At 33.1% G+C, this 15,273-nt stretch carries 12 protein-coding genes; 3 read left to right on the top strand and 9 right to left on the bottom strand.

Annotated elements, in window-relative coordinates:
• Nucleotides 1-14 precede the first annotated feature (14 nt).
• Complete coding sequence (gene lpxB / locus D5R40_RS00685) at nucleotides 15-1,214, top strand: lipid-A-disaccharide synthase (RefSeq protein WP_124146198.1); 1,200 nt, start codon at nucleotides 15-17, stop codon at nucleotides 1,212-1,214.
• 519 nt (nucleotides 1,215-1,733) lie between these two features.
• Here lpxB and D5R40_RS34285 read toward each other — a convergent pair.
• On the bottom strand, nucleotides 1,734-1,910 hold the full coding sequence (locus tag D5R40_RS34285) for a hypothetical protein (protein ID WP_161564896.1): 177 nt from the start codon (nucleotides 1,908-1,910) through the stop codon (nucleotides 1,734-1,736).
• A 749-nt stretch (nucleotides 1,911-2,659) separates the two neighbouring features.
• Here D5R40_RS34285 and D5R40_RS00680 point away from each other — a divergent pair.
• On the top strand, nucleotides 2,660-3,082 hold the full coding sequence (locus tag D5R40_RS00680) for a ribosomal maturation YjgA family protein (protein WP_124146197.1): 423 nt from the start codon (nucleotides 2,660-2,662) through the stop codon (nucleotides 3,080-3,082).
• Between the two features lie 901 nt (nucleotides 3,083-3,983).
• On the opposite strand, the gene cobA is transcribed toward D5R40_RS00680, so the two are convergent.
• The 8 genes from cobA to D5R40_RS00640 form a co-directional block, all read right to left on the bottom strand.
• On the bottom strand, nucleotides 3,984-5,561 hold the full coding sequence (gene cobA / locus D5R40_RS00675; RefSeq protein WP_124146196.1) for a uroporphyrinogen-III C-methyltransferase: 1,578 nt from the start codon (nucleotides 5,559-5,561) through the stop codon (nucleotides 3,984-3,986).
• 159 nt (nucleotides 5,562-5,720) lie between these two features.
• A complete protein-coding gene (locus D5R40_RS00670; RefSeq protein ID WP_124146195.1) occupies nucleotides 5,721-6,206 on the bottom strand; it encodes a hypothetical protein in 486 nt (161 codons plus the stop codon).
• A gap of 96 nt (nucleotides 6,207-6,302) precedes the next feature.
• A complete protein-coding gene (locus tag D5R40_RS00665; RefSeq protein ID WP_124146194.1) occupies nucleotides 6,303-6,527 on the bottom strand; it encodes a hypothetical protein in 225 nt (74 codons plus the stop codon).
• Nucleotides 6,528-6,715: 188 nt separating this feature from the next.
• Nucleotides 6,716-6,898, bottom strand: coding sequence for a hypothetical protein (locus D5R40_RS00660; protein ID WP_124146193.1), 183 nt, complete (start codon nucleotides 6,896-6,898; stop codon nucleotides 6,716-6,718).
• A gap of 641 nt (nucleotides 6,899-7,539) precedes the next feature.
• Nucleotides 7,540-8,622 (bottom strand): linear amide C-N hydrolase, encoded by a 1,083-nt coding sequence (locus D5R40_RS00655; RefSeq protein WP_205127584.1) that lies wholly within the window; start codon nucleotides 8,620-8,622, stop codon nucleotides 7,540-7,542.
• A 1,126-nt stretch (nucleotides 8,623-9,748) separates the two neighbouring features.
• A complete protein-coding gene (locus D5R40_RS00650; protein WP_124154121.1) occupies nucleotides 9,749-10,798 on the bottom strand; it encodes a homogentisate phytyltransferase in 1,050 nt (349 codons plus the stop codon).
• A 580-nt stretch (nucleotides 10,799-11,378) separates the two neighbouring features.
• Nucleotides 11,379-12,077, bottom strand: a complete 699-nt coding sequence (locus D5R40_RS00645; protein WP_124146190.1) for a potassium channel family protein — start codon at nucleotides 12,075-12,077, stop codon at nucleotides 11,379-11,381.
• Nucleotides 12,078-12,429: 352 nt separating this feature from the next.
• On the bottom strand, nucleotides 12,430-13,761 hold the full coding sequence (locus D5R40_RS00640) for a TrkH family potassium uptake protein (RefSeq protein ID WP_124146189.1): 1,332 nt from the start codon (nucleotides 13,759-13,761) through the stop codon (nucleotides 12,430-12,432).
• A 575-nt stretch (nucleotides 13,762-14,336) separates the two neighbouring features.
• Here D5R40_RS00640 and D5R40_RS00635 point away from each other — a divergent pair.
• Nucleotides 14,337-15,203 (top strand): methyltransferase domain-containing protein, encoded by an 867-nt coding sequence (locus D5R40_RS00635; protein ID WP_124146188.1) that lies wholly within the window; start codon nucleotides 14,337-14,339, stop codon nucleotides 15,201-15,203.
• Nucleotides 15,204-15,273: the final 70 nt, after the last annotated feature.

The raw sequence follows: 15,273 nt of genomic DNA, 5'->3' as shown, positions 1-15,273 counted from the left end.
GTCCCCCATGTCTTATGAAAATTTTTATTAGTACAGGTGAAGTTTCTGGAGATTTACAAGGGTCTCTATTAGTTGAAGCACTCTACCGTCAAGCTCAACTTCAAGGTTTAAATTTAGATATTGTCGCCTTGGGGGGCGATAGAATGGCTGCTGCTGGTGCTACTTTATTAGGAAATACAACAAAAATTGGTGCTGTCGGAATTATTGAGTCTTTGCCTTTCGTTTTTCCTACTCTGAAATTACAACAAAAAGCAAAGGAATATTTACATAACGAATCCCCTGATATAGTTGTTTTGATTGACTACATGGGACCTAATATTAGTATTGGTAATTATATCCGTAAAACCTGGCCGAATTTACCGATTATTTGGTACATTGCTCCTCAAGAATGGGTTTGGTCTCTGGGAAAGGGTAAAACAAATAAAATAGTAAATTTAGCAAACAAAATTTTGGCAATTTTTCCGGAAGAAGCAAATTATTTTCGACAAAAAGGAGCTAAAGTTACTTGGGTAGGTCATCCCATAATTGACAGAATAAAAATAGCTCCTAGTCGGAAAAAAGCACGTCATAATTTGGGCATAAAATCAGATACAATAGCGATCGCTTTATTACCAGCATCTCGACGACAAGAAATTAAATATTTAATGCCAGTAATATTTCGAGCAGCACAAATAATTCAGGAAAAATTACCTCAAGTTCATTTTCTAATTCCTCTTTCTTTAGAAAGTTATCGTCATCCTATTGAAGAGGCAATTAAGAAGTATCAACTACAGGCAAAAATTTATCCATCTCTGCCACAAAATAATCAAGAAATACAAGAAAGTAAAAATTTAGAAATTCTGGCTGCAGCCGACTTAGCGATCGCTAAATCTGGTACTGTAAATTTGGAAATAGCTTTGCTAAATGTACCGCAAGTAGTAGTTTATAAAGTTAATCCAATAACTGTTTGGATTGCTAGGAATATTTTGAGATTTTCAATTCCATTTATGTCGCCACCAAATTTGGTACAAATGAAAGCTATTGTGCCAGAATTGTTTCAAGAAAATGCTACTCCTGAAAAAATTGTTTCTGAAGCTTTGGAACTTCTATTAAATTCTCAGTGCCGAGAAAAAATGATAGTAAATTATCAGGAAATGCGTCATGCTTTGGGAAAAGAAGGAGTTTGTAGTCGTGCAGCTCAAGCAATTTTAGATTCAGTTTTGAGCGGAAAATAAAGATATTTTTGAGACAATTAAAGGCAATTATAGTTTTGTGTTTTGTGGAATGGGCATCTTACCCGTTCCTTATATTTTCACCGCAGGCAGGATACACATCCCACTGATATTCATCCCGCCCCTCAGCAATGCCGTGAAGATGGAGAATGTTTTTATACCGAATTAAATGGATTTGATATTAAACCCGGCACAGAAAAGATAATTATTTGTAGAAGAGAATTTGAGCAAATAGTTCTTCATAATTAATATCATGTCCGTTAGTATAGTTTGTGTAAATTCAAGGGTGAATATCTACAGGAAATTTAGGTTTTTTTTTGCTTAATAGCCTTCCTCCTTCTTCCTTCTTCCTTCTTCCTTCTGGTATATATTATGTCTGGTTGAATAGTTATAAATAGCTATAAAGCTAAATAGGGCTTGCTGATTAAATATAAAAGCATTGACATATAAAGACAAGTGCCTTTTTGGGAACGAAAAAAGTGCGCCTGTTTCAGCTCTTCACGCTCATGCATGGAGCGTATTTTAGGCGCATAGTTGGGCAGAACAATCTTGGGACAAAACGCCCGCTCCTACTTCCTCGCTCCCGATCCATTTCTCCTGTCTCCAGTATAGCTGTCTTCCCCTCCTGGGAGGGGTTAGGGGTGGGTTGTCTCCTACCCCTACTAAAATACTTTTGAGCGCAAACCCTAAATAGGGCATTGGATTGGGGACTTATAGGTAGGGAAGCTATCAGATTAGGGAGTTACAATAGAAAAGAGGAAGTAAGAGGGGAAGAAAGTTGTTTTTCTCACGCTATTTTCAGACATGATATTACTGTACTTCATTAACCTGAAATACGCTGTATTTATTTAGCAACAAATATTTGTTTCCTGTTTTCCCTTGTCTATAAAAACAATTTTGTAACCTTCTTTTATCTTTTCTGTGGCGGGTTTAATACCCTACGGTCAACGGGGGCGCTTAAAATTATTTGGGGTTATAAGACATGAAGTGGTTGGTCGTTTACCGAATAATTAAGGTTTAAAGCCTCTCCTTTATCCTTTTTTCTATTTCCTACTCCCTACTCTCTAAAGCAAAGGAATTTTTTACCGAGAAATTGTGGTCTAAAGTCTCCCCTTTTAAGGGGATAAAAAAAGAGAATATTCCTGATTTTAAGCCTCCTTATTTCAGAGGTACTGATAACTGATAACTGAAATGACCCCATAAGCATGGAAATTGCTATCTCATTTAGCTAAAGTAAAACTCTGTTTTTAGTCAAATAGACGGCGTTGCTGAAATGTAATGGTAAGTAGCTGAAGGTCAAATTGAAAAACTTATGTTTTGCGTTGATACTTAATCTAAAAATCATTATCATTCAGCAACGCCAAATAGGCATTTTTAAATAAAGTCTTTTCAGGAGGAAAATTCTTCGTAGCATTCTTTTTTATATTTCATATAATTTTTCTGAAAAGATGAAAAGATATAGAATTAAAATTATAATTTGTTTGATATTTACTGTAATTTTAGGTTTTGCAACTAAATTTTATGAAGGACTATTTTCAGAATGGCTAAATAATTCTTTTAGTTCAATTTTTTATGAAGCATTCTGGATTTTTTTAGTAATTTTTATTCGACCTCGACTTAAACCAGGTTTAGTAGCTTTTTGGGTATTTATTGTCACCTGTTTTCTAGAATTTATGCAGTTATGGAAACCACCTTTTTTACAAACTATTCGAGCAACTTTAATTGGCAGACTGTTGTTAGGAAATACTTTTGTATGGTGGGATTTTTTGTACTATATATTAGGTTGTACATTGACTTGGATATTTTTACGTTACTTCAAATTTTATGATGAGAGGAGTCAGGAGTCAGGAGTCAGTAGGAAGAAAGGATGAGAGTGGGAATTATCTGGGAATATTCCGGCATTTTATGTCTGCATTGGATGGAAGTAGAAAGTGCGATAACTGTATAACCGGATTTTAGGTAAGCATTCAGCCATCAGCTATTAGCTATCAGCTACTAATAGACATCTCCAATAATAAAAAATAAAATCAACTATCGTACAGAAATCATCAATTATTTCCCCCTACTCACTACTCCCTAATACCAATTTAAAAAAAGAATGTTACGAATAGTAAGAGGAATCAGGACTTACGCAAATTGACTGTAAAACCACCATCTGTAGGGGCGAATGGCATTCGCTCTCTCTATATATAGAGTCTCTGTGTAAGTCCTGAGGAATAAAAAGATTTTACAGGATATTCTCTTTGACAAAAAGGATGATTTACGGCCTAAAAAATGGTATTTAAGCCATTAATTCTGACTCCTGACTCCTGACTCCTGACTCCTAAGAAATATCCTAGCTATTTGTAGCAAACATTTATCAATTTGGTATAATACCTCTTTTCTGAAGATATCTAATGAGAGAAAAATAACAGAAAGAGGCAAAAGCAACCCTTGAAATTGAGAGGGAATTAAAAGTTACTGCCAAAGTAAGGTCTTTTAACCTTAGAAGGAATCATTCATTATACCATTTTCAAAAAATACTGTTACAGTGCTTTAGTCTGTTACTAGGAGTGTTGAGATTAATACTGTAGAGACCTTTTTTGAATTTGGTATTATTTGCTGATAGCTGACTGCTAATACCAATTTTATATGAGGTTGCATAGAATGATGAAATTCATTAAATCGATCTATCTTTATCTACGCTTACCTGCGGTCAATTATGCTTAAAATATTATTCTATGCAGCTTCATTTCAATTTGGTATAAGAGCTAAGTGCTTATTTTATTACTTTTAACTTTTGAATTTTGACTTTTGACTTTCAATTTCTACCCATTTAATAATAGCTTCAGTCAACCCATCCAAAGTATATTCTTGAGCTTCCACATCTACTCTACCTAACAAACTGTGACAACTTTGAGAAGTTTGAGGTCCGATAGAAGCAATACAAATATTTTCTAACCAATCTTGCGGTAAATTATCTTTATTTTCAGCCGTCAAATAACAAAAATTTCGCACCGTTTTAGAACTAGCAAAAGTCATAATATCTATCTGACAATTTTGTAGTGCTAATAAAGCTTCCGGTAAAATATTTTCTGGACAACTAGACTCATAAGCAGCTACTTCTATTACCTCCGCACCTTTACTATTTAACTCATTCACTAATACTTCCCTACCACCAGTCTCTACTCTGGGAAATAAAACCTTTTTTCCACTCAAATTTTCTGGGAAATTTACCACCAAAGAATCAGCAACAAAATTAGGTGGAATAAAATCCGCCTTCAAACCACGAGCATTCAAACTTCCCGAAGTTTTTTTACCAACAACTGCTATTTTTACGCCAGATAAAGCACGACTATCCTTATCTTTCTCTGCCAACCTTTCAAAAAAGTAATCTACCCCATTTGTAGAAGTCAAAATTAACCAATCAAAAGTATCTATATTATTAATAGCCACATCTAAATCATGCCAACTTGAAGGAGGAGTAATCACTAAAGCAGGCATTTCAATTACTTTTGCCCCTGCTTTTTGTAGGCGATCGCTAAACTTACTAGACTGACCTGCTGCACGAGTCACTAAAACAGTTTTATTTGCTAAAGGCGCTATTTCAATTTTGGCTACTGAATTTTCTTTAACCATATTATTTGGAGACTTTAAATAATCTCGTAACCTGACTACTTCCCCTACTATTATCACACAAGGGGACAAATATTCAGTGTATGTTTGTTGAACAATATCCCCTAAACTACCAATCCAAATTTGTTGTTTTGGAGTGGCACAATTTTGAATAATTGCCACAGGAGTTTGAGATGTTCTTTTATGTCTTAATAACTGACGCACAATTTCATCTAAATTTCGTGCCCCCATTAAAATTACTAAAGTTTCAATCTGAGATATTCTTTCCCAATCTAATGCTTCTATATCGTGAGCAGTCAAGACGATAAAAGCTCTACTCATTACTGCATCTGTCAGAGGAATATTTGCGAGTAAAGGTGCAGCTAATGCAGAAGAAATTCCTGGTACAACTTCAAATTCACAACCAGCTTCAATTAATGCTTGAATTTCTGAAGAAGCACGACCAAAAATAAAAGGATCTCCTCCTTTTAGTCTAATTACTTGTTTGCCTAAACGACATTTTTCTACTAACAAGCTATTAATTTCTGACTGAGACATACTGGGTTTACCACCACGTTTACCCATCTCTATTTTTAAACAATTTTCTGGTGCTAATTTTAGAATTGAATCATCAACTAAGGCATCATAAATTAATACTTCAGCTTGAGTAATGAGAGAATGTGCTTTGACAGTCAAATATTCTTTACTTCCAGGTCCAGCTCCAACAATATATACTTTTCCTAGTAATTTAGTCATGTTTGTATGAGTTAAGTTAATCCAAATTAGTAGTTGCAACAAAAATCTTTAGTTGGAGAATAGCACCAATGAAGAATATTTAGTTTTTCGGAAGAGATATTAACAGTTGTTTCAAAATCAATGTGTTGAATATATCCATACTCAACCTCGCAAATTTTGTCAAAATAAATAATGATTATCTCCAAATATTGCATCACAATAAGGACAACCGAATGAAGTGTAAGAGCTTCCAACAGTTTTGCTATAGCGATATTTAATTTTGCCCATTTTCATATTTTGACGTTTAGCTTTTTCAGTCTTCAAGCATTCATAAGCTTTATTTACAATTTCAGGAAGAAATTGAGGTTCATCTATAATTTTTTCTGTTAATATAATGTAGTCTATTAAATTAAAATTACACCCACATAAAGTTTCATAAGACTCATTGTGAACGTGATAAATATAATATTTCCCGTGACACTTCCAATTCCAACAATTAACAGGAAAAAATCTGATTTTAATATCTTGCTGTGTTTTATATCGGTAAAATTGAGAAAATTTAAAATGACCAGATAAAATTTCAGTAATAAAATTCTTTAAAAGATAGGTGTTATTATCAAAAATTACTGTATGATTTTCAGATTGGTCAAACTGTAATTGAAACATCGGTATATCTTGTCTTTCTTCGGATGTTGGTAACTTCTTAAATAACCAGCAACAACTAATACCATCTCTGGCATATTTATCTTGACGTTCTTTCGTTTATTCTAAGATTTGAGGACTCCATTGAGCTTCAAAAGCCAGTTGAACTAATTGATGTTTCTCCTGCTTAGTAGCTAAAACATCGGCTCTCCAATCTAATCTACTTGCTTCAGTTTTAACAGCGTAACCCATAATGTTACAGACTTTAGCAATTTCTGTTTTGCATAAAAGATGTTGCCATGTTTCTGATTTATAATTACATCCATCTTTACTTATTATGAGCAAAATGCTTAGTTCCCAATTTTGAAGTTCTTAAATGTCCTTTTGCTTCACAACAAGGTAAAATAACTTAAACTTTTTTACGTTTTAATTCTTCCCATTCTTTATCAGATAGTAGTGGGGCTAATAATTCTTGATTATCTAAAATAGCTCTTAACGGCATAATTTTAATGGTTAAATAAAATCCTAAATTTTTACCTTCTATTATAAGTATGATAAAAGACAAGCCATAGGAAAAATAATTTCCAAATAAATTGATAAAAATCAGCGATCGCTCTTTTATCTTGCAGGTCTACTTTTTGACTATGGCAACACATTTGACGTACTTGTAAATTTTCCCACTTACCTACTGATAATCTCTCCGAAGCGCTATGCACAAGTCAAAAGTTAAAAGTTAAAAATAATCTCTGAGTGAATATAGAGTTTTCTAGTTTAGTAATATCAAGTCAAGTTTGTTTCATCAAAAGCTTTTTCTAATTATGGAGTTAATTTTAGATAATTGCTCTACAGTTTCAAATAGTTAAAATCTAATATTTTTAGTCTAGCTTTAAGAATTGCTAATACATCATGCCATTGTTTTTGAGAGTAATTATCCGCAATTTTGTACCATCTTAATTTATGTAAAACAATATCTTCATTAGATTTTTTAATCTGACTATATAATTGCTCAATATCAATATTTATAAAAAGAACCTAATACCAAATTTCTAAATTCCTGAGAGATATATAGCATCGAAAACAAAATCCCATTGAAAAATTTTATAACCTCTCAACCCCCCTCCCTTGAAGAAAAAAGAGAGGTTGGATGAGAGGTCTTAATTTCTATTCCATAAAAGTTTAGATAGTGGGGGTTGTTTATATCCCATTACTAGGAATGATAATTAAATAAATTCCAGAATTTTTTTGAAAGAACTCAGATTATATGGACTTTAAATAATTTAAATTGTGTAGATAATAAAATCCTCATTCCTTATCTATATCAATCTTCAATTTAAAATCTAAAAGCATAGCCGAAAGTTTATGATGAAACCTTAAGCTTTCCAGGAGTCCGATCCTCAATATTCTGTTCCTTCACTATATCAAGGGGGGACACCTGCATATCCCTAATAGTTTCAAAGTCTAAGCTGCCAACATCAATTTTGCGGACTTGACGGTTATGTTGAGTGTGGTAATAGATTACCTTATTTGTGAGGTCGTAAGCTGTTGTCCAAACGGTCGCACTCCGCATACCTGATGTGTCTATATATTCATCTTCAGATTCTTCGGGTGGTCCGAGCGGAACATTAAAATTATCAAGTATACGAAACAATTCATACATCGTCTCAGGTCCGTCAGTAGTTGCTCTTGCAGTTTGAGAAAAAGCAAAAGCACGGATGAAACGTGATGGAGGCGTAAAATCTCCTGGAAGCCCAATCATACCACTACCGACACCTAATGGGCTAAAATTAATTGAGCCAATATTCCGATCTGGATAAGCTACAGGAGAAATATTGACATAATTTCGTAAATTAGTAATATGCCAGTCGTATGTTGGGGAGTTAGTAATAATCCCTAGTTCAGCATCAAAAATTTTTGGTTTGCCTTGTGACCATTCAATGACGATCTGTTCCCCCGAAGGATCGCTGACCATCAAATGATATAGTGCAGTTTTCCCAATAACTGGTTCAACAACGTTTACCACTAAGATTTGGTCTATTGCCTCACGAACATCATCTACTGTGGCACAGGTGGAAAGAAGATACTGGACAACATCGGTCGGTGCCATAGATTTCTCTGCCATAGTTGAATCATAATCCACATATTCAGCAAAGTCTGGATGATCAAAGACTCCAGCAACTAATCCCTTTTCATTCATGCCGTCAAGAGGAATTGGCCTATTTACAGCATCAATTCCTACTATTCCATATTTGCCAGTCCACCGTATACCAGGCAAATGGACATTTTCATCCCTAGAGAGTTCAGTCACAAACTGGTGCTCTCTGGGGAGGATCAATATTCGAGATTCTAGATCAAACTTACCCCATTGCATTGTTCTACCATAGACCATAGCACCGTCTTCTGCTTTTAGGGTAATACCTGTACAAGCGTAAGCAGGAGGCATTAGGTTAATGAAACAAAACAGAAAGACTAAAGCTAATGTCAGCACTATTGATTTGATAATGAAACAAAACAGAAAGGCTAAAGTTAATATTAGGACTATTGATTTTATGTTTTTCATCACTTAGCTGATTTTTGGTGCTTTACATAATAATTAATATTATTTTTGTGTGAAGAATACAATGAGTAATTATGCTGCGTTTTGTTCATATTTCGGAGAAAAAATACCCCGAACAACAATAGAAAATCTGAAATTATTACTTTTTTTTACCCAGAGCTAACTTTTCCTAATTCCTAGATATTTTTGACACAAACAAAATCTGACTACTATCAAAGACAACCCATAGAAAAAATTAGATATTCAAAGGAAAAATAATTTCTAAATAAATTGATAAAATTCCACATCATCGTCTAGTTTGTAATAATTTTATTTGCCATCCCTTACAGGTATATTTATCAGAAAAAATACCCCGATCAACAATATAAAATCTGAAATTATTACCTTTTTTCACAGAGCTAATTTTTCCTAATTCCTAGAAATTTTTGACACAAACAAAATCTGGCTACTATCAAAGACAACCCATAGGAGAATTAAATATTCAAAGGAAAAATATAGAAGAAGGAGGAATAATTTAGTTATCTAGTACAGTCTTAAATGATTACCTTTTTTCCCCAGAGATAACTTTTCCTAATTCCTAGAAATTTTGAAAGAACCAAAATCTGACTACTATAAAAGATAACCCATAGTAAAATTGAAGATTCATAAGAAAAAGTACTTTTCCAATAAATAGATAAAAATCAACATTATCATCTAGTTTGTAATAATTTTACTTGCTATCCTCTACACCCATATTTATCACAAAAAATGCCCTGAGCAACAATATAAAATATGAAATGATTACCTTTTTTCCCCAGAGTAGACTTTATCCTGATTCCCAGAAATTTTTGACATAACCAATATCTGAATACTATCAAAGAAAACCCATAGGAAAAATTAGATATTCTCGGCAAAATAGTTTCCGAAAAAATAACCCAAGTAACAATAGAAAATCTGAAATTATTACCTTTTTTTTCCCAGAGCAGACTTTTCCTGATTCTCAGAAATTTTTGACACAACCAAAATCTGATTGCTATAAAAGACAAGCCATAGGAAAAATTAAATATTCTAGGAAAAATAGTTTCCAAATAAATTGATAAAAATCAGTGATCGCTCTTTTATCTTCCAAGTCTACTTTTTGACTACGCCACCACATTAAACATAAAGCTAAAAAATGAGTTATTGCCAAAAAAATGAAATTAACATTTGCCAACCAAACTACACCCAATATAATCATACCGACATAGCAAATTGTTAATACCCACCTTGCCAAATTAAATACAGTAAATGTCCCTAATTTAATTGTAAATGTAGTGATATTAAATTTACGGTCTCCTTCAATATCTGGAATATCCTTAAAAATTGCAATAGCAAAAGTGAAGACTATTACAAACAAAGTTAGCACCCATACTGTTGGAGGAATTTCTGGAATGATCAAGCTTTTTTTGAGGATAATTATTTCACCTACTCCTTCTATCCATTTATTTAAACTTCCTGAAACTTTCTCAACTTTTTCTAATCCCCAAACAAAGCTTAAAAATAACCCTAGATTAACAATTACTCCCCGCACAGTAAAAATACATAAAGCTGCCCAAAAAGGAAATCTTTTTAATCTAATAGGAGGCAAAGAATAAAATGTACCAATTACTAAACTTATTCCCACCGTACCTAATAAAAAAGGTCCGCAAACTAGAGCAAAACTTAAAGCCAAAACTCCCGTTATTGCCACAATTACTTGACCAGAAAACCGAGAAAATTCACCAGCAGCTATAGGAAGATCAGGTTTATTAATTCGGTCTATTTCCACATCTTCTAATTGATTCAATCCTACTATATAAATATTTCCACATAGACAACTTATCCAAGTTACCAATAACAGAATTAAACTATAGATGAACAAAGATTGATTGAAAAAATCAGAGCGATCGCCCAGAGCAATTAGATATATTGCTAATACACTTAATGTTGTGCCAATAATTGTATGGGGACGTGCAAACTTCCAAAAACTATATAGCCATGGAAAATATTTTTGCACCAAATTAGTTGTGATTTTTGCTTCCTGATAATGTGAAATTTCTCCCATAACTACCTTGAATGATTTTTATCTTAATTTACGATTATTTTATAGCAGTTTTCACATAGATAGACTATATTCAAGAATTAATAATTAATAATTAATTATTACCTCTTCTTTTAAAGTAGAGGATTGACTAAAAGGAAAATTTTTCTTTTTATCCTCTTAAAAGGGTAGACTTTAAACCACAATTTTTCGGTAATAAAAGCATTTTTCTACTCTCTACTCCCTACTCCATCCTCCGTAAGCAAAAATAATTTTGTAGTTTACTTAAATGAAAAACGCTTTCATTAATTGATAATGGATAATTGATAATTACCTCTGATTTTAACCGTTACGGAATTGAATATAAGGAAATATTATTTATTTCTTACCCTTAAAAGGGGAGACTTTAAACCATAATTATTTAATTATTTAATTATTAATTATTAATTATTCGGTAATATTAATTAATTTTGGTACATCTAAGATTATTTGCAAAAATACTTTTTTCCTACATATTTCCTGTTGCCAGATGAGCTGTTGCCAGATGAGCTGTTGCCTAAAAGCAATAAATTTTTGGCTTTATTCTTGCATTGAGATGCACCCATTAATTTGGCAAGCGATTAATATCTTGATTAGAGCCAAGTACAATCATTATTATTCCTTTAGTTAAAATTGTACTAGGCTTCGGATTAATTTGAAATTTTTCACTTCCGTCGCTCACTGCCAGTAAATTTAAACCATATTTATTCCGTAGTTCTAAATCAGCAATAGTTTTACCATCAAATTTTTCTGGTACAATAAATTCTACAATACTATTATCTGGGTCTATATCAAATTTATCGAGTATTCTAGGTTTACTCAATAATCGTGCTAATTCGCAACCCATTTCTCTCTCTGGAAATACCACATAGTCTGCTCCAACCTTGTTTAAAAGTTTGACATGAGTTTCTGAAGAAGCTTTAGCTACTACAAATTTTACTCCTACTTCTTTAAGATTGAGAGTAGTAATAATACTTTCCGACAAATAATTGCCAATTGCAACAATTACTGTATCAAAATCTGAAATACCAGCTTGTTTAATGGCATTAATTTCTGTTGAATCAAGCTCTAAAGCATGAGAAGATATTTTGTCAGTTAAAGCTTGATTTACTCTTTTTTCTTCTCTATCAATAGCCAAAACTTCATAGCCCAAATTATGCAGAGTTAGACACACTGCTTTACCAAATCTTCCCAAACCAATTACTGCAAATTGTTTAGTTTCAGATTTTAAATTTTGCCAAAAATTCCAAGACGATAATTTCACTAAAAATTCAACGTTATAGCTTCTATATTGTATGGCGCTGCGCGCAGGCAACAGGCAATAGGGGAATAAAAAACTGATAATATAAGATTTTTAGCTATTGGACAGTTCCTGTAATTTGTAAATATGCCAGCGCACATTGCTATAAATAGCAAAAATAACGTTGCCTCCAAAATATCTATTTTCAGATTTTACCAATGCTGAGAAAAATTTTTCACAACTAACTAAATTTGTTCTCTTAGTTTTTTTGCTGTGTTTTTAACTTTAGCATCAATATAGGGTTTCTCAAGTTACTAAGGTAAAGTTATTTTTCTTCTTTTCTATTCCCTACTCTCTACTCCCTAAAACTCAAAAATTATACAAATAAATTTTCCTCTGGATACTGAACCGCACTAGGATTTTGTTCAGCAAAAATAGTAGAAACTAATAGTAAGACACCCACCCTACCTATATACATAGTTAAAATCAATACTAATTGCCCGGGAATTGTAAAATTAGAAGTAACTCCCGTAGATAAACCAACTGTAGCAAAAGCAGATATAACTTCAAATAAAATTTGAATTGACTCTAATTCTGGGTCAGCAAAAGCAGCTAAAGTAGTAGCGATCGCCACTAATGAACCTGAGGCAAAAACCACACCAATAGCCTTAATAATAACTATAACCGGAATCTTACGTTGATAACATAAAACTTCTTCCCTACCCTGTAAAGCTGCTTTTGTACTATTCAATAATATTCTAAAAGTTGTAGTTTTAATACCCCCTCCAGTGCTACCCGGACTAGCACCAATAAACATTAAAACAATCGTGATAAATAAACCAGCATCAGTCAAATTCCCAATATCAATAGTATTAAAACCCGCCGTTCTAGTAGTAACAGATTGAAACCAAACAGCAATTAATTTTTGCCCTAAGTTAAAATTTTCTAGAGTCTGAGGATTGTTAAATTCGGCAATAAAAAAAGTAATAATACCAAAAATTAATAAAAAAATATTTGTATTAGTAACCACTTTAAAATGTAGAGAAAAAGTGTGAAAAACTTGCTCTTTTTTCCAACAACTTTTCAGCCATAAATATATTTCCATAATCACTTGATAACCCAATCCTCCAAATATAATCAAGCCAGTAATCACAAAATTTAGTAACGGAGATTTGACATACTTAATAAACCCATCTGCATATAAACTAAAACCAGCGTTATTAAAAGCATTTATACTATGAAAAACAGAATACCAAAGACCTTCTTTAAACCCATAATTTGGAACAAAAACAAACAAAAGCAACAAAATACCAGTCAATTCAAACACAATTGTTGTAGCCAAAATCGACTTAATTAAAGGTTCTACACCAGCCAATCCTACTTGTTCCAAAGATTGCTGAAGAGCCACTTTTTCCCGCAGACGAAATTTACGACCAAGCAACAACAAAAGAATAGTTGTAGCAGTCATATAACCCAAAGCTCCAATTTGAACCAATAACAATAGAAATAATTGCCCCCAAAAAGAATAATATTCCCCCACATTCACAACAGAAAGTCCCGTCACACAAACAGCAGAAGTTGCTGTGAATAAAGCAGTTACAGGATGACTCCAATTTCCATTACTCACAGAAATAGGTAACATGAGTAATATAGCACCAATAATAATAACAGCAATAAAACCTTTACATACAGTTCTAGCTAAACTCATTTCAAATTTTTAGTATGTATATTTAAAATTTAGGCGAGTTATTTCAATCACAAATAACTTATACTAATTCGTAACCATTAAGCCATTAGCGGTCAGCTTTCAGAAATTAGTAGTTTAAGAATTTGAGTAATATTGAGTCGTGAGCAAGTAGCTAATTTATTTCAGACTTTTAATTCTATTAAATCTTTCAACTCTGATTCCTCAAAAAAGGGCAATTAAGTTAATAGCTGATGGCTGTTAACATAGTTTCTCAGTAGGAGACTAGCTGACACCTAAATGCTTACAGTAATTCACATTAATAATGGCATAAATTAACATCTAAAATTACAAACACTTAATTTTTTTCTAGAAAAATAATAATTTTAAACCTTTAAATTTTGTGTTAAATTATGTAGTAATCAGGAAAAATTTATGAGATATTTAATAACAATTAAAAGCCATCAAAATCCTTTTATATTCTTAATCCTGACTCCTGACTCCTGACTCCTAATTACTACTAAAATCTTACAACTGAAATATGATTGCTATATAATAGTCCAGGAAAATAAATCCTCAATCTTAATTGATTAATAATTATGACCTCAAACTTAATCGAACAGATTCAACAATTCTATGATGCTTCCTCCAGTCTATGGGAACAAGCGTGGGGCGAACACATGCACCATGGCCATTATGGACAAGATGGTAAGCAGAAAAAAAATAGACGACAAGCCCAAATAGACATGATTGAAGAACTACTTCAATGGGGAGCATTAAATGAAAAATCAAATTTTTGGCCTCCTACCTCGATCCTGGACGTCGGTTGTGGTATAGGCGGTAGTACATTGTACTTAGCCGAAAAATTTCATGCCACTGCCACTGGCATTACCCTTTCTCCCGTCCAGGCCCAAAGAGCTAAAGAACGAGCTGATGTAGCCAACTTAAGTCAAACTACTAATTTTATAGTGGCAAATGCTTTAGAAATGCCCTTTGCCGATGAATCATTTGACTTGGTATGGTCTCTCGAAAGTGGAGAACACATGCCTAATAAACAGAAATTTTTGCAAGAATGCCATAGAGTCCTCAAACCAGGTGGAACTATAATTATGGCTACTTGGTGTCATCGTCCAGTTGGTAGCTCCTATGGACAACTAACTGACGATGAAAGGAGACATCTAGCCGAAATATATCGCGTCTATGCTCTGCCTTATGTTATTTCTTTGCCAGAATATGAAGCGATCGCCCAAAATGTCGGCTTTCAAAATATCTGCACTGCTGACTGGTCAACTGCTGCTGCTCCCTTCTGGAATATTGTGATCGAATCAGCTTTTGACCCTAAAGTAATTATGAACTTACTCTTTAGTGGTTGGACAACAATTCAAGCTGCCCTTTCCTTGGAGTTAATGAGTAGTGGATATGAACGAGGATTAATAAAATTTGGTCTAGTGCGGGGGAATAAATAGTTGATTACTACAAATTCTGTTAAAATCAGTGGAAGTGAGTCAAAATTTTCATACTTTTTTAGATATGTAG

The sequence above is a fragment of the Okeania hirsuta genome (assembly GCF_003838195.1).
Lineage (GTDB): Bacteria > Cyanobacteriota > Cyanobacteriia > Cyanobacteriales > Microcoleaceae > Okeania > Okeania hirsuta.
The sequence above is the reverse complement of the archived record's forward strand: the minus strand, read 5'-3'. Positions and strand labels throughout refer to the sequence as shown.

Bases quoted from the DNA above. Each gene is read 5' to 3' on its own strand.
- D5R40_RS00680 (WP_124146197.1), top strand. From the start codon at position 2,660: ATGAAAAGATATAGAATTAAAATTATAATTTGTTTGATATTTACTGTA.
- D5R40_RS00650 (WP_124154121.1), bottom strand. From the start codon at position 10,798: ATGGGAGAAATTTCACATTATCAGGAAGCAAAAATCACAACTAATTTG.
- D5R40_RS00655 (WP_205127584.1), bottom strand. From the start codon at position 8,622: ATGCCTCCTGCTTACGCTTGTACAGGTATTACCCTAAAAGCAGAAGAC.
- D5R40_RS00640 (WP_124146189.1), bottom strand. From the start codon at position 13,761: ATGAGTTTAGCTAGAACTGTATGTAAAGGTTTTATTGCTGTTATTATT.
- lpxB (WP_124146198.1), top strand. From the start codon at position 15: ATGAAAATTTTTATTAGTACAGGTGAAGTTTCTGGAGATTTACAAGGG.
- cobA (WP_124146196.1), bottom strand. From the start codon at position 5,561: ATGACTAAATTACTAGGAAAAGTATATATTGTTGGAGCTGGACCTGGA.
- D5R40_RS34285 (WP_161564896.1), bottom strand. From the start codon at position 1,910: ATGCCCTATTTAGGGTTTGCGCTCAAAAGTATTTTAGTAGGGGTAGGA.
- D5R40_RS00670 (WP_124146195.1), bottom strand. From the start codon at position 6,206: ATGTTTCAATTACAGTTTGACCAATCTGAAAATCATACAGTAATTTTT.
- D5R40_RS00635 (WP_124146188.1), top strand. From the start codon at position 14,337: ATGACCTCAAACTTAATCGAACAGATTCAACAATTCTATGATGCTTCC.